The organism is Saccharothrix sabaoui, assembly GCF_051756985.1.
Lineage (GTDB): Bacteria > Actinomycetota > Actinomycetes > Mycobacteriales > Pseudonocardiaceae > Actinosynnema.
Genome location: NZ_JBPKJK010000003.1, coordinates 40,714 through 63,188, shown reverse-complemented (window position 1 = coordinate 63,188; position 22,475 = coordinate 40,714). Strand labels below are relative to the sequence as shown.

General features: G+C 74.4%; 1 protein-coding gene. It reads left to right on the top strand.

What is annotated here, in order from left to right; all coding sequences use genetic code 11:
- Positions 1 to 278 precede the first annotated feature (278 nt).
- Complete coding sequence (locus tag ACR807_RS01735) at positions 279 to 22,472, top strand: SDR family NAD(P)-dependent oxidoreductase (protein WP_438919374.1); 22,194 nt, start codon at positions 279 to 281, stop codon at positions 22,470 to 22,472.
- Positions 22,473 to 22,475 lie beyond the last annotated feature (3 nt).

Sequence of the window (22,475 nt, the reverse complement as noted above, 5' to 3'; positions counted from 1 at the left end):
TCACCGACAGCGGCATTTGCCGTAATCACCGTCTCGGTGCGGCACGCGTCGGCCACATTGAAGCCGAACCGCGGCCGGCGTGCCAGGAGCAGTATCGGGAACCCGATGCGTGATTCCGAGAACGCGCGCCGGCCGTAGCCGCGCCACGTGAACCCGAGGTACGTTCAGGTCGGCTCATTTCGCTGTCGTGCAACCACTCTTCGAGCCGCGGTCGTCGTGGACCGCATTCATTTCGTCCGGAACGGCTCGCATTCGCGCGTGCGGTGGGGGAGGGCCCGATGGAGATTTCCGAAGATGGCCGTATCGCGATCATCGGAATGTCCTGCCGGTTGCCGCAGGCGCCCGGCACCGACGCCTTCTGGCGGTTGCTGCGGGAAGGGCGGGACGCGGTCACCGCGCCGCCCCCGGGACGCGCGGGGCGACTGCCGGCGGGGTTCCTCGACGACGTGGCGGGGTTCGACGCGGCGTTCTTCGGGATCTCACCGCGCGAGGCGGCGGCGATGGACCCGCAGCAGCGCCTGGTGCTGGAGCTGGCGTGGGAGGCGCTGGAGGACGCGCGCGTCGTCCCCGGCACGCTCGCCGGCGGCCGGACCGGCGTGTTCATCGGCTCGACCTGGGGCGACTACGCGGCGCTGAGCCGACCCACCCCGCACACCACGACCGGCACGAACCGGGGCGTCATCGCCAACCGCGTGTCGCACTTCCTCGGCCTGCGGGGCCCCAGCCTGACCGTCGACTCCGCGCAGTCCTCCGCGCTGGTCGCCGTGCACCTCGCGGTCGAGAGCCTGCGGCGCGGCGAGACCGGGTTGGCGCTGGTCGGCGGGGTGAACCTGAACCTCACCGCCGACCGCGAGACGAGCGCGGTCGAGTTCGGCGGGCTGTCCCCGGACGGCCGCGGCCGCACCTTCGACGCCGGTGCCGACGGGTTCGCGCGCGGCGAGGGTGGTGGCGTGCTCGTGCTCAAACCGCTGGCCGGGGCGCTCGCCGACGGCGACCCGGTGCACGCGGTCATCCTCGGCAGCGCGGTGAACAACGACGGCGCGACCCCCGGCCTCACCGTACCCAGCGCCGACGCCCAGGCCGAGGTCGTCCGGGAGGCGCTGAGCCGGGCGGGCGTCCGGCCCGACGACGTGCAGTACGTCGAGCTGCACGGGACCGGCACCCCCGTGGGCGACCCGGTCGAGGCCGCCGGTCTCGGCGCCGCCCACGCCGGCCGGGCCACCGAGCTGCTGGTCGGCTCCGCGAAGACCAACGTCGGCCACCTCGAAGGCGCCGCCGGGGTGGTCGGCCTGCTCAAGACCGTGCTGAGCATCCGGCACCGGGCGCTGCCCGCGAGCCTGCACCACGACACGCCCAACCCCGCGATCCCGTTCGACGCGCTCAAGCTGCGCGTGCCGACCGAGCTGACGGCGTGGCCGCGCCCCGACCGGCCGCTGGTCGCCGGTGTGTCGTCCTTCGGCATGGGTGGGACCAACGCCCACGTGATCGTCGCCGCCGCACCGGGAGCGGTCGCCGCCGCACCGGGAGCGGGGGCCGCCGCACCGGGAGCGGGGGCGCCGCCCGACGCGGCCGGGACGTCCGCGGTCCCGTGGGTGCTGTCGGGCCGGACGCCGCAGGCGTTGCGCGCCCAGGCCGCCCGCCTGCGCGACCACCTCGCCGCCCGCCCCGGGCTGTCGCCCGCCGGGGTCGGCCTCGCCTTGGCCACCACCCGCACCCACTTCGCGCACCGCGCCGCGGTGATCGGCGACCGGGCGCTCGACGCGCTCGCCGAAGGCCGCCAGGCACCCGGGCTGGTCACCGGCCGCGCCGAGGGGCGGGGGCGCACGGTGTTCGTGTTCCCCGGCCAGGGCGCGCAGTGGGTCGGCATGGGTCGCGAGCTGTACGGGACCGAACCGGTGTTCCGCGCCGCGGTCGACGCGTGCGCCGAGGCCCTCGCCCCGCACACCGACTGGTCCCTGGTCGACGTCCTGCGCGACGGCCCGCTGGACCGCGTGGACGTCGTCCAGCCCGCCCTGTTCGCGATGACGGTCTCGCTGGCCGCGCTGTGGCGTTCGTACGGCGTCGAACCCGACGCGGTGGTCGGCCATTCACAGGGTGAGATCGCCGCCGCTCACGTCGCCGGCGCGTTGTCATTGGCCGACGCGGCCCGAGTCGTGGCTTTGCGCAGTCGCGCGCTTACCACGCTGGCCGGGCGAGGTGGAATGACTTCCGTCACACTTCCGGTGGAAGAAGTCGAACGGCTCCTGGTGCCCTGGAAAAACCGGTTGACGGTCGCCGTGGTGAATTCCGCCGATTCGGTCGTCGTGTCCGGCTCGGTGACCGCGTTGGCGGAGTTGACGGCGGAATGCGAGAAAGCGGGCATTCGGACGCGCGCCGTTCCGGTCGATTACGCCGCCCATTCGGCGCAGGTGTCCGCCGTCCGGGAACGGTTGCTCGCCGATCTGGCGGACGTGCGCCCCCGGACGGGCGAAGTGCCGTTCTGCTCGGCGGTGACCGGTGGGCCCCTCGACACCGCGGGGCTGGACGCCGACTACTGGTACCGCAACCTGCGCGACCCGGTCCGCTTCGACCTGGCGACCGCCGCGCTGCTGGACACCGGCCACGACGTGTTCATCGAGGTGAGCCCCCACCCGCTGTTGACACCCGCGATCGAGGGGGCGGGCGTCGTCACCGGGACGCTGCGCCGCGACCACGGCGGGACCCGCGACTTCCTGGCATCCGCGGGCCTGGTCTTCGCCTCCGGCGGGCACGTCGACCTCACCGCCGCCTTCCCGGTGACGACGAGGCCGGTGGACCTGCCCACCTACGCGTTCCAACGCCGCCGTCACTGGCTGGACACCGCGCCGCCCGAACCGGCGGCGGCACCGGCCACCGAGCCGAGCGCGGCCCGGACGGCCCGGCCGAGCGCCGACCCGGACACCGACCCGGGCGTTCACCCGGGCGTTGACCCGAGCGCCGATCCCGACGAGCAGGTGACCGCCGCCATCGCGGCCGTCCTCGGGCACGCGGACGTCGCCGACATCGACCCCTCGCTCACCTTCAAGGAGTTGGGTTTCGACTCGGTCATGGGCGTCGAGCTGCGCGACCGCGTCAACGGCGCGCTCGGCCTGCGGCTGCCGTCCGGGCTCATCTACGACCACCCGACGCCCGCCGCCCTGCTGGCGCACCTGCGCGGCGGCAGGGCCGACGAACCCGGACCCGTCACCGCGCCGAACGACGACCCGGTCGTCATCGTCGGCATGGGCTGCCGGTTACCGGGTGGGGTCGGCTCGCCGGAGGACCTGTGGCGGTTGGTCGAGCGCGAAGGCGACGTGATCGGCGACTTCCCCGCCGACCGGGGCTGGGACCTGGCCCGGCTCCACGACCCCGAACTGCGCAGCGGCCGCACCAGCGCCGTGAGCAAGGGAGGGTTCCTTGACAACGCGGCCGGGTTCGACGCCGGGTTCTTCGGGATCTCGCCGCGTGAGGCGTTGGCGATGGACCCGCAGCAGCGCCTGGTGCTGGAAACCGCGTGGGAGACGTTCGAGCACGCGGGCATCGACCCGACCGCCCTGCACGGCAGCCGGACGGGCGTCTACACCGGCATCTGGTCCTCGGGCTACGCGGTCGGCACGCCCGTACCGGAGGACGTGGAGGGCTACCTCATCACCGGCACGGCCACCAGCGTCACCTCCGGCCGGGTCGCCTACCACCTGGGCCTGCGCGGTCCGGCGCTGTCGGTGGACACGGCGTGCTCGTCGTCGCTGGTGGCGATGCACCTGGCGGCGCAGGCGCTGCGGTCGGGGGAGTGCGACCTGGCCCTGGCGGGCGGTGTCACGGTCATGGCGACCCCGGACGTCTTCACCGAGTTCTCCCGGCAACGCGGGCTCGCGCCCGACGGCCGCAGCAAGCCGTTCTCCGCGTCCGCCGACGGCACCAGCTGGAGCGAGGGAACCGGTCTGGTGCTGCTGGAGCGCCTGTCGGACGCGCGGCGCAACGGCCACCGCGTGCTGGCGGTCGTGCTGGGCAGCGCGGTCAACCAGGACGGAGCGTCCAACGGCCTCACCGCGCCCAACGGGCCCTCGCAGGAGCGCGTGATCCGCGAAGCGCTGGCGAACGCCGGACTGCGGCCGTCCGACGTGGACGCCGTCGAGGCGCACGGCACGGGCACGACGCTCGGCGACCCGATCGAGGCCCACGCGCTGCTGACCACCTACGGCCAGGACCGCGCGGAGCCGTTGTGGCTGGGGTCGGTGAAGTCGAACATCGGCCACACCCAGGCCGCCGCCGGTGTCACGGGTGTGATCAAGGTGGTGATGGCGCTGCGGCACGGGGTCCTACCCCGCACGCTGCACGTGGACGAGCCGACGCCGCACGTGGACTGGACGGCCGGGAACGTCCGCCTGCTCACCGAGGCCACACCGTGGCCGGAGACCGGCCGGCCGCGCCGGGCCGCCGTGTCCGCGTTCGGCATCAGCGGTACGAACGCGCACGTCATCCTGGAGCACGCGCCGGAGTCCCCGGAGTCCTCGGAACCCGTCGTCGACGTCCCGTTGTGGTTGGTGTCGGCGAAGAGCGAGTCGGCGTTGCTGGAGCAGGTGCGGCGGGTGCGGGAGTTCGCGGCCGATCGTCCCGGTGTGGTGGGGATCGGTCGGGCTTTGGCGCGGCGTGCCCGGTTCGCGCATCGTGCGGCGGTCCTGGGGTCGGACGTGGTGACGGGCGTGGTGGGGTCGCTGCGTCGGACGGTGTTCGTGTTCCCGGGTCAGGGCGCGCAGTGGGTCGGTATGGGTCGTGAGTTGTACGTGGTCGAGCCGGTGTTCCGGGAGGCGATCGACGCGTGTGCGCAAGCCCTTGCGCCGCACGTGGGCTGGTCGTTGGTGGAGGTCCTCGACGGCGGCGAGTTGGACCGCGTGGACGTGGTGCAGCCGGCGTTGTTCGCGGTGATGGTCGGTTTGGCCGCGTTGTGGCGTTCCTACGGCGTCGAGCCGGATGCGGTGGTGGGTCACTCGCAGGGTGAGATCGCGGCGGCTTATGTGGCTGGGGCGTTGTCGTTGGAGGACGCGGCTCGGGTGGTCGCGTTGCGCAGCAAGGCTTTGGTGGCGATCTCGGGTCTGGGCGGCATGGTCTCGGTCGGCTTGCCGGCGGACTCGGAGTTGCTGTCGCGGTGGGGTGATCGGCTGTCGGTCGCGGTGGTGAACTCGTCCACCGCCGTGGTCGTGTCGGGTGAGCCGGACGCGTTGGCGGAGTTGTTGGAGGTCTGCGACCGGGAGGACGTGCGGGCTCGACGCATTCCGGTGAGCTACGCGGCGCACTCAGCCCAGGTGGAGGCGGTCCGGGAACGGTTGTTGGCCGATCTGGCGGACATCAGGCCGTTGGAGGCTCGGGTTCCGTTCCGCTCCACGGTGGACGACGGACTGGTGGAGACCGCCGACGCCGAGTACTGGTACCGCAACCTGCGTGAACCGGTGCGGTTCGACCGGGCCGTGGAAGCGCTGGCCGCGTCCGGGCACGACGTCTTCGTCGAAGTGAGCCCGCACCCGGTGCTGGTGCCCGCGCTGGACGCCGCGGTCGTCACCGGCACCCTGCGCCGCGACCGGGGCGCGCACGAGGAGTTCCTCACCGCGGCCGGACGGTTGTTCGTCGCGGGCCTGGACGTGGACTGGACGTCCGCCCTGCCGCCCGCCGGCCGCGTGGACCTGCCCACCTACGCCTTCCAGCACGAGTCCCACTGGCTCACGTCGGCGGCACCGGCGGACCCGTGGCGGTACGAGGTCGCCTGGTCGCCCGTGGCACCCGCCGGAACCCCGACCGGGCGGTGGTCGGTGCTCACGCCCGACGGTCACCACCCGTGGGTCGACGCCGCGGTAGCGGCGTTGCGGGACAACGGCGTCGAGATCGTCCACCCGGCCGACGAGGCGGACGGGGTGCTGTCCTTCCTGGCCTTCGACGACTCACCGCACCCCGACCACCCGGCCGTGCCCGCCGGGCTCGCCCGGACCCTGGAGGCGGTGCGGCGGCGGTCCGCGCCCCTGTGGTGCGTGACGCGCGGCGCGTTCGGCGACCACCCGCGACAGGCGCTGGCGTGGGGGGTGGGCCTCTCGGCGGCGCTGGAGTTCCCGGACCGCTGGGGTGGCCTGGTCGACGTCCCGGACACCCCCGACCCGGTCTCCGTGCGCCGGCTGCTCGCCGCGATCACCGGCGCGGAGGACCAGCTCTCGATCCGTCACGACGGCGTCTTCGCCCGCAGGCTCCGCCGCGCCCACCCGACCCCGCCGGTCCGCACCTGGCGACCGGGGGGCACCACCCTGGTCACCGGCGGCACGGGCGCACTCGGCGCACAGGTGGCCCGGTGGCTGGCCGCCCAGGGCGCGGAACACCTCGTCCTGGTCAGCCGCGGCGGCGCGGACGGCGCGGCCGACCTGCTCGCCGATCTGGCCGCGACCGGGACGCGCGTCACGGTGGCCGCGTGCGACGTGACCGACCGCGACGCCCTCGCCGCCCTGCTCGACGGGATCGGCGAGGTCCGGTCCGCGTTCCACACGGCGGGCGCGATCAGGGCGAGCCGGTTGGCGGACGACGACCTGGCCGGGTTCGCCGACGTGATCGACGCCAAGGTCACCGGTGCGAACAACCTGGCGGACCTGCTGCCCGACCTCGACGCGCTCGTGCTGTTCTCCTCGACGGCCGGGGTCTGGGGCGACGGCCACGGCGCGGCCTACGCGGCCGGGAACACCTACCTCGACGCCCTCGCCGCACAGCACCGCGCGCAGGGCCGGGCGACCACGTCGGTGTCGTGGGGCATCTGGGCCGAGGGCGGCATGGCCGCGCTGGAGTCGGTCCAGCGGCAACGACGGCTGCTCGGCCTGGGCGAGATGGCGTCCGGGCGTGCGCTCGCCGCGCTGCGCGCCGTGCTCGACCAGGACGTGCCGCACGCGGTGGTCACCCCCGTGGACTGGGCGGCGTTCACTCCCGCCTACACCAGGCAGCGGCCCGGCACCCTGCTCGCCGACCTGCCCGAGGCGCGGGTCCGCGAGGAACGCGCCGAGCCGGTCGCCGTGCGGCCGGGCACCGACGTCCTCGCCCTGGTCCGGACGCACACGGCCGCCGTGCTGGGGCACGCCTCGCCGGACGTCGTCGACACCGGTCGGGCGTTCAAGGACCTCGGGTTCGACTCGCTCACGGCGGTGGAGCTGCGCAACCGCCTCGGCGCGGCGCTGGGCCGCACGCTGCCCGCCACCCTCGTCTTCGACCACCCCACGCCCGAACGCCTCGCCGCGCACCTGCGCGGGGAGGGCACCGCGGCGGTCGTCACCCCGACCAGCGCGACCGACGAACCCCTCGCGATCGTCGGCATGGGCTGCCGCTACCCCGGCGGCGTCGAGTCGCCCGACGACCTGTGGCGGCTCGTGTCCGAGGGCGCGGACGCCATCGGCACGTTCCCCGACGACCGGGGCTGGGACCTCGAACGCCTCCACGACCCCACCGCGACCCGCCCGCGCACCTCGACCACCCGGCACGGCGGGTTCCTCGCCGACCCGGCCGGTTTCGACGCGGAGTTCTTCGGGATCTCGCCGCGTGAGGCGTTGGCGATGGACCCGCAGCAGCGGGTGTTGTTGGAGACGGCGTGGGAGGCGTTCGAGCACGCGGGCATCGACCCGACCTCGTTGCGCGGCAGCCGGACCGGGGTGTTCACCGGCATCTGGTCCACCGGGTACGCCACCGGCCCGATCCCCGACGACCTGGAGGGCTACCAGGTCACCGGCACGGCGACCAGCATCGGCTCCGGCCGCCTGGCCTACCTGCTCGGCCTGGAAGGACCCGCGCTGTCGCTGGACACCGGCTGCTCGTCGTCGCTGGTGGCACTGCACCTGGCGGCGCAGGCCCTGCGGTCGGGGGAGTGCGACCTGGCCCTCGCCGGCGGCGTGACGATCAACGCCACCCCGTCGCTGTTCACCGAGATGTCCCGGCAGGGCGCGAGCGCGCCGGACGGCCGCAGCAAGTCCTTCGCCGCCGCGGCCGACGGAGCCGGGTGGGCCGAGGGGGCGGGTCTGGTGCTGGTGGAACGGCTGTCGGACGCGCGGCGGCGCGGTCACCGGGTGTTGGCGGTGCTGGCGGGGACGGCGGTGAACCAGGACGGGGCGTCGAACGGGTTGACGGCTCCGAACGGTCCGTCGCAGGAGCGGGTGATCCGGCAGGCGTTGGCGAACGCGGGTCTGCGGCCGTCCGATGTGGATGTGGTGGAGGCGCACGGCACCGGCACGACGCTGGGTGACCCGATCGAGGCGCAGGCGTTGTTGGCCACGTATGGGGCCGACCGCGCGGAGCCGTTGTGGTTGGGGTCGGTGAAGTCGAACATCGGTCACACCCAGGCCGCGGCGGGTGTGGCGGGTGTGATCAAGGTCGTCGAGGCGATGCGGCACGGTCTGCTGCCGAAGACGTTGCACGTGGACGAGCCGACGCCGCACGTGGACTGGTCGGCGGGGAACATGCGGCTGCTCGCCGAGGCGACACCGTGGCCGGAGACCGGGCGGCCACGACGGGCCGGGGTGTCCGCGTTCGGGATCAGCGGTACGAACGCGCACGTCATCCTGGAGCACGTGCCGGAGTCCTCGGAACCCGTCGACGTCCCGTTGTGGTTGGTGTCGGCGAAGACCGAGTCGGCGTTGCTGGAGCAGGTGCGGCGGGTGCGGGAGTTCGCGGCTGCTCATCCGGGTGTGGTGGGGATCGGCCGGGCTCTGGCGGGGCGTGCCCGGTTCGAGCACCGGGCGGTGATCCTCGGGCCGGACGTGGTGACGGGGGTGGCGTCCGGGCTCGGCAAGTCGGTGTTCGTGTTCCCGGGTCAGGGTGCTCAGTGGGTGGGTATGGGTCGTGAGTTGTACGCGGCCGAGCCGGTGTTCCGGGAGGCGATCGACGCCTGTGCGCAGGCTCTCGCGCCGCATGTGGACTGGTCGTTGGTGGAGGTCCTGGGCGGCGGCGAGTTGGACCGCGTGGATGTGGTGCAGCCGGCGTTGTTCGCGGTGATGGTCGGTTTGGCCGCGTTGTGGCGTTCCTACGGCGTCGAGCCGGATGCGGTGGTGGGTCACTCGCAGGGTGAGATCGCGGCGGCTTATGTGGCTGGGGCGTTGTCGCTCGATGACGCGGCGCGGGTGGTCGCGTTGCGCAGTAAGGCTTTGGTGGCGATCTCCGGTCTGGGTGGGATGGTGTCGGTGGCTGTGCCGCCGGACTCGGAGTTGTTGTCGCGGTGGGGTGATCGGCTGTCGGTGGCGGTGGTCAACTCGTCTACGGCCGTGGTCGTGTCGGGTGAGCCTGGCGCGTTGGCGGAGTTGTTGGAGGTCTGCGGCCGGGAGGACGTGCGGGCTCGGCGTATTCCGGTGAGCTATGCGGCGCATTCGGCGCAGGTGGAGGCTCTTCGCGAACGTCTGCTGGCCGATCTGGCGGACATCAGGCCACTCGCCGCGCAGGTTCCGTTCTATTCCACGGTGACCGATGGCCTGGTGGGAATGGTCGATGCCGAGTACTGGTACCGCAACCTGCGTGAACCGGTGCGGTTCGACCGGGCCGTCGAGGCGTTGACGACGGCAGGGCACGACGTGTTCGTGGAGGTGAGCCCGCACCCGGTGCTGGTGCCCGCGCTGGACGTCCCGTTCGCCACCGGCACCCTGCGCCGCGACCACGGCGACTTCCGCACGGCCCTCGCGGCGCTGGTCGTGCGCGGCCACGACCTGCCCCCGGCGGCACCGGGCCGGATCACCCTGCCCACCTACCCGTTCCGACGCACGCGGTACTGGCTCACCAGCACCGCTTCGGAGTCCAGCCTCGGGCACCCGTTGCTCGACGACCTCGTCCCGCTGCCGGACGGGGGCGCGGTGCTGACCGGTCGGCTGTCCACCCGCACCCACCCGTGGCTGGCCGACCACGCGGTCGACGGCACGGTCCTGCTGCCCGGAACGGCGTTCGTGGAGCTGGTCACCACGGCCGGACGCGCGCTGGGGCACCCGGCCGTGGCCGACCTCGTCCTGCACGCGCCGTTGGTCCTGACCGACCGGCCCACCCCCGTCCAGGTGTCCGTGGGCGCGCCGGACGACGCGGACCGGCGGCCGGTGTCGGTGCACTCCCGGGTCGACGGCGAGTGGACCCGCCACGCGTCCGGGACGCTGGAACCGGGTCGTCCCGCCACCGCGTCCCCGTGGACGCCCGGCGGCGCGCAGGTCGATCCGGACGCCTTCTACGACCACCTCTCCGCCCTCGGCTACCAGTACGGCCCGGCGTTCCGGGGCATCCGCACGCTTGAGCACGGTGACGACGAGGTGTTCGCCGAGGTGCACGTGCCCGACGGCACCGGGTTCGGCCTGCACCCGGCGTTGCTGGACGCGGCGCTGCAACCGGTCGTCCTGCTGCACCCTGACCACCGGGTGCGACTGCCGTTCTCCTTGACCGGTGTGGCCGTGCACGCGCTGGGCGTCTCGGTGGCCCGGGTCCACTTGGCGCGCACCGGACCGGACACCTTCACCGCGACCGTGACCGACCTCGCGGACGCGCCGGTGGCGACCATCGACGCCCTGACCGTGCGCCCGGCCGCCCGGGTCACGCTGCTGCGGACGGACTGGGTGCCGCCGGCCGAGGCCCCGCCCGTGCCGGTGCGGCTCGCGCCGGTCCTCGCCGGGGCGGCCGACGCCGGGTCCGCGCACGCCCTCACCCGGCAGGCCCTGACCCTGGTGCAGGACCACCTGCGCTCCGACGACCCGGCCCGCCTGGTGGTGCCCGTCCGCGCGGCGGACCCGGCGGGCGCGGCGGTGCGCGGTTTGGTCCGCAGTGCCGCCGCCGAGCACCCCGGGCGGTTCGCGCTGGTCGAGTTGGACGGCGACGCGACACCCGAGCAGGCGGCGACCGCCGCCGCGGTGGCGGGTGACGAGCCGGAGTTGGCCCTGCGCGGCGGCACCGCCCTCGTGCCCCGGCAGGCGTCGTTCAGCCCGCGCCCGCCGTCGCTCGACGGCCCGTGGCGGCTGGTCGAGTCCGGCACGGGCAGCCTGGACGACCTGGTGTTCGCCGACGTCGCCGAAGGGCCGCTGGAACCGGGCCAGGTGCGCGTCCGGGTGCGCGCGGCGGGGGTGAACTTCCGGGACGTGCTGATCGCGCTGGGGATGTACCCCGGCGCGGCACCGCTGGGCGGTGAGGCCGCCGGGACGGTCCTGGACGTCGGTCCGGGTGTTCCCTTCCGTCCCGGTGATCGGGTGTTCGGGTTGGTGCCGGGTGCGTTCGGTCCGCGTGCGGTGGCGGACCACCGGTTGCTGGCGCCGGTCCCGGACGGGTGGTCGTTCGGGCAGGCGGCGGCCGTGCCGGTGGCCTTCCTGACGGCGTGGCACGGCCTGGTCGACCTCGGTGGCCTGCGGGCCGGTGACCGCGTGCTGATCCACTCCGGCGCGGGTGGCGTCGGCGTGGCGGCGATCCAGTTGGCGCGGCACCTGGGTGCGGAGGTGTTCGCGACGGCGAGTCCCGGCAAGTGGGACGTGCTGCGCGGCTTGGGGTTGGACGACGGGCACATCGCCTCGTCGCGGACGGTGGAGTTCGAGGGGCGTTTCCCGGGTGTGGACGTGGTGTTGAACTCGTTGGCGGGTGAGTTCACCGACGCGTCGTTGCGGCTGCTCGCGCCGGGCGGCCGGTTCGTGGAGATGGGCAAGACCGACGTCCGCACCCCCGAAGGGGTGAACTACCGGGCGTTCGACCTCAACGACGCCGACCCCGCGCACCTGGGCGAGGTGCTGGCCGAAGTGCTGCGGCTGTTCGCCGAGGGCGTGTTCCGGCTGCCGCCGATCGCGACCACCGACCTCCGGCGCGCGGCGGACGCGTTCCGGCTGATGAGCCGGGCCGGGCACGTCGGCAAGCTCGTGCTCACCGTGCCCGACCTCGCCGAGGGCACGGTGCTGATCACCGGTGGTACGGGGACGTTGGGGTTGGCGGTGGCGCGGCACCTGGTCGAGCGGCACGGTGTCCGGCGGTTGGTGCTGGTGAGCCGTCGTGGTGGTCCGGTTCCGGTGTTGGACGCCGAGGTGCGGGTGGTGGCGTGCGACGTGTCGGATCGCGGGCAGGTCGCGGAGTTGGTGGCGTCCGTCCCGGACCTGAGGGTGGTGGTGCACGCCGCCGGGGTGCTCGACGACGCCGTGGTGGAAGGGCTCACCACCGAGCGGCTGGCCGGGGTGCTGCGGCCCAAGGTGGACGGCGCGTGGCACCTCCACGAGCTGACCGGCGACCTGGACGCGTTCGTGCTGTTCTCCGCCGCCGCCGGCGTGCTGGGCACCCCCGGGCAGGCCAACTACGCGGCGGCCAACTCCTACCTCGACGCCCTGGCCCGGCACCGGCACGCACTCGGCCTGCCCGCCGTGTCGATGGCGTGGGGGTACTGGGCCGAGAGCAGCGGGATGACCGCGCACCTCACCGCGACCGACGAGGAGCGCTTCGCCCGCGCCGGCATCGCGCCGATGACGACCTCGCAGGCGCTCGCGCTCTTCGACGCGGCCCTGGCCGGCGGTGAACCGGCCGTGACCACCGCCCACCTGACCACCCGCACGACCCGCGCCCTCCCGCCGCCCGCCGCGCCGGAGGCCGACCTGCTGGCGCTGGTCACCACCCACACCGCGGCCGTGCTCGGGCACACCCACGCCGCCGCGGTCACCCCCCGGCTGGCGTTCCGGGACCTGGGCTTCGACTCGCTGACGGCGGTGGAGCTGCGCAACCGGTTGGCGTCGGCGACCGGGCTGCGGTTGCCCGCCACGCTGGTCTTCGACCACCCGACCCCCGAGGAGCTGGCCGACCACCTGCGTGACCGGGTCGCGGGCACCCGCCGCGAGGTGGCCGCCCCGGTGGTCCAGGCGGTGGACGACGACCCGGTGGTGATCGTGGGTATGGGGTGTCGTCTGCCGGGTGGTGTGGGGTCGCCGGAGGGTTTGTGGCGGTTGGTGTCGGGGGGTGTGGACGCGATCGGCGGGTTCCCGTCTGATCGTGGGTGGGATGTGGAGCGGTTGTTCCACCCTGATCCGGATCATCCGGGGACGAGTTATACGCGTTCGGGTGGGTTCCTGTCGGATGTGGCGGGGTTCGACGCGGAGTTCTTCGGGATCTCGCCGCGTGAGGCGTTGGCGATGGACCCGCAGCAGCGGGTGTTGTTGGAGACGGCGTGGGAGACGTTCGAGCACGCCGGGATCGACCCGACCTCGCTGCGGGGAAGTCAGACCGGGGTGTTCACCGGGCTGTGGTCCTCCGGGTACGGGGGCAACGCCGACCTCGCGCCGCGTGACGCCGAGGGCTACCTCGCCACCGGCATCTCGCCGAGCGTGACGTCCGGCCGGGTCGCCTACCACCTGGGCCTGCGCGGTCCGGCGCTGTCGGTGGACTCCGCGTGCTCGTCGTCGCTGGTGGCGATGCACCTGGCGGCGCAGGCGCTGCGGTCGGGGGAGTGCGATCTCGCGCTGGCCGGTGGCGTCACGGTGATCGTGAACCCGTTGGGGTTCACCGAGTTCTCGCGCCAGCGCGGGCTGTCGGCCGATGGCCGGTGCAAGGCGTTCTCCGCGTCGGCCGACGGCACCGGCTGGGGCGAGGGCTCCGGGCTGGTGCTGCTGGAACGGCTGTCGGACGCGCGCCGCAACGGTCACCGGGTGCTGGCGGTGTTCGCCGGATCGGCGGTGAACCAGGACGGCGCGTCGAACGGCCTCACCGCGCCCAACGGCCCGTCGCAGGAACGGGTGATCCGGCAGGCGTTGGCGAACGCCGGTCTGCGACCGTCCGATGTGGATGCGGTGGAGGCGCACGGGACCGGCACGACGCTGGGTGACCCGATCGAGGCGCAGGCGTTGTTGGCCACGTACGGGGCTGATCGTGCGGAGCCGTTGTGGCTGGGCTCGCTCAAGTCGAACATCGGGCACACCCAGGCCGCCGCCGGTGTCGCCGGTGTGATCAAGATGGTGATGGCGTTGCGGCACGGCGTGCTGCCGAAGACGTTGCACGTGGACGAGCCGACGCCGCACGTGGACTGGTCGGCCGGAGACGTGCGGCTGCTCACCGAGGCGACGCCGTGGCCGGGGACGGGTCGTCCGCGCCGCGCGGGGGTGTCGTCGTTCGGGGTCAGCGGCACGAACGCGCACGTCATCCTCGAACAGGCACCGGATGCTCCGGTGGACGTCGTGGACCTGCCCTGGGTGGTGTCGGCGAAGAGCGAGACCGCTTTGCTGGAGCAGGTGCGGCGGGTGCGGGAGTTCGCGGCGGCCCGGCCTGGGGTGGCGGGGATCGGTCAGGCCCTGGCCGGTCGGGCGCGGTTCGAGCATCGTGCGGCGATCCTCGGGTCGGACGTGGTGACCGGTATGGCGGGGTCGCCGCGCCGGACGGTGTTCGTGTTCCCTGGTCAGGGCGCGCAGTGGGTCGGCATGGGTCGTGAGTTGTACGTGGTCGAGCCGGTGTTCCGGGAGGCGATCGACGCGTGTGCGCAGGCTCTCGCGCCGCATGTGGACTGGTCGTTGGTGGAGGTCTTGGACGGCGGCGAGTTGGACCGCGTGGATGTGGTGCAGCCGGCGTTGTTCGCGGTGATGGTCGGTTTGGCCGCGTTGTGGCGTTCCTACGGCGTCGAGCCGGATGCGGTGGTGGGTCACTCGCAGGGTGAGATCGCGGCGGCTTATGTGGCTGGGGCGTTGTCGTTGGAGGACGCGGCTCGGGTGGTCGCGTTGCGCAGCAAGGCTTTGGTGGCGATCTCGGGTCTGGGCGGCATGGTCTCGGTCGGCTTGCCGGCGGACTCCGAGCTGCTGTCGCGGTGGGGTGATCGGCTGTCGGTGGCGGTGGTCAACTCGTCCACCGCCGTGGTCGTGTCGGGTGAGCCTGGCGCGTTGGCGGAGTTGTTGGAGGTCTGCGGCCGGGAGGACGTGCGGGCTCGGCGTATTCCGGTGAGCTACGCGGCGCATTCGGCGCAGGTGGAGGCTCTTCGCGAACGTCTGCTGGCCGATCTGGCGGACATCAGGCCACTCGACGCCCAGGTTCCGTTCTATTCCACGGTGACCGATGGCCTGGTGGGAATGGTCGATGCCGAGTACTGGTACCGCAACCTGCGTGAACCGGTGCGGTTCGACCGGGCCGTCGAGGCGTTGACGACGGCAGGGCACGACGTCTTCGTGGAGGTGAGCCCGCACCCGGTGCTGGTGCCCGCGCTGGACGTCCCGTTCGCCACCGGCACCCTGCGCCGCGACCACAGTGACTTCGACACCGCTGCCGCTCGGCTGTTCGTCGCCGGCGTGGACGTCGTCTGGCCCGCGCCCCCCGGACACCTGGACCTGCCCACCTACCCGTTCCAGCACGAGCACTACTGGATGAACGCCTCGGCGGGGTCCGCCGACGTGGTCGCGGCCGGGCTCGACGCGACCGACCACCCGCTGCTCGGCGCGGCCGTGGAACTCGCCGCCGGCCGGGGCGTCGTGCTCACCGGGCGGCTGTCCACCGCCACCCAGCCGTGGTTGGCCGACCACGCCGTCCACGGGTCCGTGCTGCTGCCCGGCACCGGGTTCCTGGAACTGGCCCGGCGCGCCGGGGACCAGGTCGGCCGGCCCGTGGTGGAAGAACTGCTGCTGGAGGCCCCGCTGGTGCTGGGTCCGGTGTCGGTCCAGGTCGTGGTCGACGGGAACGAGGTCACGATCCACTCCCGCACCGACGACACCTGGGTGCGGCACGCTCGCGGCACGCTCGGCGTCGAGGTGCCCGCGACACCGGCGTGGACCTGGCCGTCGGACGCCGAACCCGTCGACCTCGCCGGTTTCTACGACGACCTCGCCGCTCGCGGCTACGAGTACGGCCCGGCGTTCGAGGGCGTGCGCGCGGTGTGGCGGCACGGTGCCGACCTGCTCGCCGAGGTCGCGCTGCCCGCCGAGGTCACCTTGCCCGCCGATGACGCGTTCGACCTCCACCCGGCCCTGTTCGACGCCGCGTTGCAGCCCCTCGCGCTGGTCGCCGCCGGTGCGGTGCCGTTCTCGTTCGCGGGGGTCGCGGTGCTGAAAGCGGGCGTGTCCGCGGTGCGGGTCCGGCTCACGCCGACCGGGCGCGACACCTACCGGGTCGTGCTGGCCACCGACGCGGGCGAACCCGTCGCCGTGGTGGAGGCGCTGACCGTGCGGCCGATGACGGCGGACTTCCGGGCGCGCGACAACCGCCTGTTCCGCCTCGACTGGGTGCCCGTCACCGCGCCGCTCGTCCCGCACGCGGCCGTCCCGCACACGGTCGTCCACCACGTGGTCAGCCCGTCCGGGATCGATCCGGTCCGGGCCGCGCACACCCTCGTGGAGGAGACCCTGGCCGTCGTCCAGGACTTCCTGCGCACCTCGGCGGACGGCAGGCTCGTCGTCGTCACGCGCGGCGCGGTGGACGGGGGCGACCTCGCCGCCGCGTCGGTGTGGGGGCTGGTCCGGGCCGCCGAGGCCGAGCACCCGGGTCGGTTCGCGCTGCTCGACGTCGACCACGACGGCGAGGTCCTGGTGCCCGCCGACGAGTTCCAGGCGGCGGTCCGGGGTGACGCGGTGCTCGCGGCCCGGCTCACGCGCGTGGCGGCCGAACCCGGCACCCTCGACCCGGACGGCACCGTGCTGATCACCGGCGGCACCGGCACCCTGGGCCTGCTGCTGGCCCGGCACCTGGTGGCCCGGCACGGCGTCCGGCGGCTCGTGCTGCTGGGCCGCCGGGGTGGTGCGGTGGAGATCGAGGGCGCGGACGTGTCCGTCGTCGCGTGCGACGTGACCGACCGGGCCGCGCTCGCCGACGTGCTCGCGGAGATCCCCGACCTGACCGCCGTGGTGCACGCGGCCGGCGTGCTGGACGACGGCGTGGTGACCTCGCTGACCCCGCAGCGCCTGCACGACGTGCTGCGGCCCAAGGTCGACGCCGCGTGGCACCTGCACGAGCTGGTCGGCGACGTGAAGGCGTTCGTGCTGTTCTCCTCGGCGGCCGGGGTGCTCGGCGGGCCGGGGCAGGCCAACTACGCCGCCGCCAACGCCTTCCTGGACGCGCTCGCGGCCCACCGGCACGCCCTGGGCCTGCCCGCCGTGTCGCTGGCGTGGGGCCAGTGGGCGCAGGACAGCGGCCTGACCGGTCACCTCACCGACGCCGACCGGGCCCGCCTCGAACGCTCCGGCGTCGTGCCGATGTCCACCGAGCACGCGCTGGCGCTGTTCGACGCCGCCCTGGGCGACGGCGGTCCCGCGCTGGTGCCCGCCCGCCTCGACCTGACGGCCCCGGCGCTGCGCGGGCTGACCCGCCGCGCCCGCCGGGGCGCGGACACCGGCTGGGCGGGCCGGCTCGCGTCGCTGCCCGAGGCCGACCAGCACGCCGTGGTGCTCGACCTGGTCGGTTCGCACACCGCCGTGGTCCTGGGCCGGTCCGGGGCCGTCGCCCCGCAGCGGGCGTTCAAGGACCTCGGGTTCGACTCGCTGACCGCCGTCGAGCTGCGCAACCGGCTGTCCGCCGCGCTCGGCGTGGCGCTGCCCGCGACCGTGACGTTCGACCACCCGACCCCGGCCGCCCTGGCCGAGCACCTGCGCCGGGTCCTGCTGGGCCGGGAGCGCCGGGTCGAGGAACCGGTCGCGGCGGCCGTGACGGGCGACCCGGTGGTGGTGGTCGGGATGGGGTGCCGGTACCCGGGTGGTGTCGGTTCGGCGGCGGAGTTGTGGGGGTTGGTGTCGGGGGGTGTGGACGCGATCGGCGATTTCCCTGCCGACCGGGGTTGGGACCTGGCGGGGTTGTACGACCCGGAGGGTGGTCCGGGGACGAGTTACACGCGGTCGGGCGGGTTCCTGGGTGACGCGGCGGGGTTCGACGCCGGGTTCTTCGGGATCTCGCCGCGTGAGGCGTTGGCGATGGACCCGCAGCAGCGGGTGTTGTTGGAGACGGCGTGGGAGGCGTTCGAGCACGCCGGGATCGACCCGACCTCGTTGCGCGGCAGCCGGACCGGCGTGTTCACCGGCATCTGGTCGTCGGGTTACGGCGGCGGGGCGCAGGCCGCCGACCTGGAGGGCTACCTGTCCACCGGTACGGCCACGAGCGTGACCTCGGGCCGGGTGTCCTACCTGCTGGGGCTGGAAGGTCCGGCGGTGTCGGTGGACACGGCGTGTTCGTCGTCGTTGGTGGCGATGCACCTGGCGGCGCAGGCGCTGCGGTCGGGGGAGTGCGACCTGGCCCTGGCCGGCGGGGTGACGGTGATGGTGACGCCGTCCGGGTTCGTCGAGTTCTCCCGTCAACGCGGTCTGGCCCCGGACGGGCGGGTCAAGTCGTTCGCGGACGCGGCCGACGGCACCGGTTGGGCGGAAGGCTCGGGGCTGGTGCTGCTGGAGCGGCTGTCGGACGCGCGCCGCAACGGTCACCGGGTGTTGGCGGTGCTGGCGGGCACGGCGGTGAACCAGGACGGGGCGTCGAACGGGTTGACCGCGCCCAACGGTCCGTCGCAGGAGCGGGTGATCCGGCAGGCGTTGGCGAACGCGGGTCTGCGACCGTCCGACGTCGATGCCGTCGAGGCGCACGGGACCGGTACGACGCTGGGCGACCCGATCGAGGCGCAAGCCCTCCTGGCGACCTACGGCGCCGACCGCGCCGAACCGCTCTGGCTGGGGTCGGTGAAGTCGAACATCGGGCACACGCAGGCCGCGGCCGGTGTCGCCGGTGTGATCAAGATGATCGAGGCCATGCGTCACGGCACGCTGCCGCGCACCCTCCACGTCGACCGGCCCACCACGCACGTGGACTGGGAGAGCGGTGACGTGCGGCTGCTCACCGAGGCGACGCCGTGGCCGGAGACGGGGCGTCCGCGCCGCGCGGGGGTGTCGTCGTTCGGGATCAGCGGCACCAACGCCCACGTGATCCTGGAGCAGCCGGAGCCGGAGCCGGAGGCCGTTGTGTCGCCGGTGTGGGTGCCGTGGTTGTTGTCGGCGAAGTCTTCGGAGGCGGTGCGGGCGCAGGCGGTGCGGTTGCGGGGGTTCGTGGGTGATCCGGCGGTGGGTGCGGCGTTGGCGTCGCGGGCGCGGTTGCCGTACCGGGTCGCGCTGACCGACCCGGACCGGCTCGCCGCCGACCTCGACGCCGTGGCGCGGGGTGACGCGGTGGTCGAGACGGGCGGCGGCAGGACCGCGTTCGTGTTCTCGGGCCAGGGGGCGCAGTGGTCCGGCATGGGGCGACGCCTCCACGACGCCCAGCCGGTGTTCGCCCGGGTCCTGGACGAGGTGTGCGACCGGCTCGACCTGCGGCTGTGGGACGTCGACCTGGACCAGACGCGGTACACGCAGGCGGGGTTGTTCGCGATCGAGGTGGCGCTCTACCGGCTGGTCGAGTCGCTGGGGATGCGCCCGGACTACCTGGTGGGGCATTCGGTCGGGGAGATCGCCGCCGCGCACGTGGCCGGGGTGTTGAGCCTGGAGGACGCCTGCACGCTGGTGTCCGCGCGAGGGCGGTTGATGCAGGAACTGCCGCCGGGCGGGGCGATGGCGTCCCTGCGCGCCTCGGAGGCCGAGGTCGCGGGGACGCTGCCCGAGGGCGTGACGATCGCGGCGGTCAACGGCCCCGACGCCGTGGTGGTCTCCGGTGACGAGGACGCGGTCCTGGCGGTCGCGGACCGGTGGGAGCGGCCGGGCCGGCGGACCCGGCGGCTGGCCGTGAGCCACGCGTTCCACTCGGCCCGGGTGGAGCCGATGCTCGCCGAGTTCGCCCGGGTCGCCGAAACCCTGACCTACCACCCGCCCACGCTCCCCGTCGTGTCCACGGTGACCGGCGACCCCACCGACATGACCACCCCGGCCTACTGGGTGCGCCAGGCGCGGGAGGCGGTGAGGTTCGGCGACGCGCTGGACTGGTTGCGCGGCAACGGCGTCACGGCGCTGCTGGAGATCGGCCCGCACCCGTCGCTGGTGCCCAACGCGGTGATGCGGCGCGACGACGAGGACCGCGTCCTGGCCGCGCTGGGCCGGGCGTGGGCCGAGGGCGCGGAGTGGACCCTGCCCACCGGGCACGCCGAACTGCCCGCCTACGCGTTCCGGCACGAGCGGTTCTGGCTGACGCCCACCGGGAGCGCCGACGTCGCCGCCGCCGGGCTCGGCACCGCCGACCACCCGCTGCTGGGCGCGGTGGTGGAGCTGCCCGACGACCAGGGCGTCGTGCTGACCGGGCAGCTGTCGCCGACCGCCCAGCCGTGGCTGGCCGAGCACCGGGTCCTCGGGTCCGCGCTGCTGCCGGGCACGGCGTTCGTGGAGCTGGCCCTGCGGGCGGGGCGGGAGGTGGACTGCCCGGTGGTCGCGGAACTGGTGCTGGAGGCCCCGCTGGTGCTCGACGGCCCGGTCGACGTGCGCATCGCGGTCGGTCCGCCGGTCGACGGGCGGCGCGGCGTCACCGTGCACTCGAAGACCGACGGCGACTGGGTGCGGCACGCCACCGGCGCGCTGGCGGCGGGGAGCGCGCCGCCGGAGCCGTGGACCGGGACCGGCGACGCGGTCGACCTCGACGGGTTCCACGACGCCCTGGCCGACGCCGGGTTCGAGTACGGGCCGACCTTCCGCGGCCTGCGCGCGGTCGGCCGGGCGGGCGACGACCTGTTCGCCGAGGTCGAGCTGCCCGTCGACGCCGACCGGTTCGCGCTGCACCCGGCGCTGCTGGACGCCGTCCTCCAGGCGGTCACGGTCGCCGACGACCGCCCGAAGGTGCCGTTCTCGTTCACCGGGGTCGCGGTGTGGGCGGCCGGCCGCTCCGCCGTCCGCGCCCGGCTGGCCGCCACCGGCCCCGACACCTACCGCGTCAGCCTCGTCGGCCCGTCCGGCGAACCGGTCGCCGACGTCGAGTCCCTGACCCTGCGCGCCCCGGCGGCCACCCGGCGCGACCACGCCCTGTACCGGGTCACCTGGCCGGAGGCACCCACCCCGCGGGTCCGGGAGTCCGACCGCTACCACCACGCCACCGACCCGGTGGACGCGTTGCGGGCCGTGCAGGACTTCCTGGCCGCACCGGGGGACGCCCGCCTGGTGGTGGTCACCCGCGACGCGGTGTCGGTGCACGGCGAGGACGTCGACCCGCGCGCCGCCGCCGTGTGGGGCCTGGTCCGCTCCGCCGCCGCCGAGCACCCCGGGCGGTTCGCCCTGGCCGACACCGACGCCGACCCCCGGCCCGCCGCGGGCGACGAGACGGAGGTGGCCGTCCGCGCCGGGCGGACCCACGTGCCCCGCCTCGAACGCGCCGAGGTCACGGCCCCACCGCCCGCGTTCGACCCCGGCGGCACGGTGCTCGTCACCGGCGGCACGGGCGGCCTGGGCGCGACGGTCGCCCGCCACCTCGCCGCCCGGCACGGCGTCACCCGCCTCGTGCTGGTCAGCCGCCTCGGGCCGGCCGCGCCGGGCGCCGCCGACCTCGCCGCCGAGCTGGGTGCCGAGGTCGTCGCCTGCGACGTGGGCGACCGCGCCGCCGTGGCCCGGCTCCTCGCCGAGCACCCGGTCACCGCCGTCGTGCACGCGGCCGGCGTGCTGGACGACGGCGTGGTCGAGTCCCTGGACGCCGACCGGTTCGCCGCGGTCTGGGCGGCCAAGGCCGACGCCGCCCGCCACCTGCACGAGCTGACCGGCGACCTGGACGCGTTCGTGCTGTTCTCCTCCGCCGCCGGGGTGCTCGGCGGGCCGGGGCAGGCCAACTACGCCGCCGCGAACGCGTTCCTCGACGGCCTGGCCGCGCACCGGCACGCCCGCGGCCTGCCCGCCGTGTCGCTCGCGTGGGGCCAGTGGGCGCGGGGCGGCATGACCGACGGGCTCACCGACCTCGACCGGCGGCGGATCGCCGCCGCGGGCGTGGCGCCGCTGGACACCGACGCCGCCCTGGAGTTGTTCGACGCCGCCCTGGCCGCCGGGGAACCGGCGCTGGTGCCGATCCGGTTCGACCCGCCGGCCCTGCGCCGCCTCACCGACCCGCCCGCGGTGCTGCGCTCGCTGGTCCGCCCGCGCCACCGCGCGGCGAACCCGACCGGGGACGTGCGCGACGTGGTGCTGCGCGCGGTCGCCCACGTCCTCGGCCACGCCTCCTCCGCCGCCGTCGCCCCGCGCCAGGCGTTCACGGACCTCGGGTTCGACTCGCTGACCGCCGTCGAGCTGCGCAACCGGCTCACCGCCGCGACCGGGCTGGCGCTGCCCGCCACGCTCGTCTTCGACCACCCGACCCCGGAACGGCTCGCCGAGCACCTGCGCGACCGCCTGGACGCCGCCGCGCCGGACCCCGTGCTGACCGCGCTGGACCGGCTGAAGTCCACCCTGGACAGCGCCGGGGAGGGCGCCGACCGCGACGGGATCGCCGCGCGCCTGGCGGAGCTGCTCGCGTCGTGGACGGCCGGGCACGACCCGGGCGGCGCCGACGGCGACCTCGACGACGTCACCGACAGCGAGCTGTTCGACCTGCTCGACGACGAGCACCGCAAGACCCAGGTCATCAGATCCGGTGAGCACCGCGAGGCGGGGGAGTAGGGC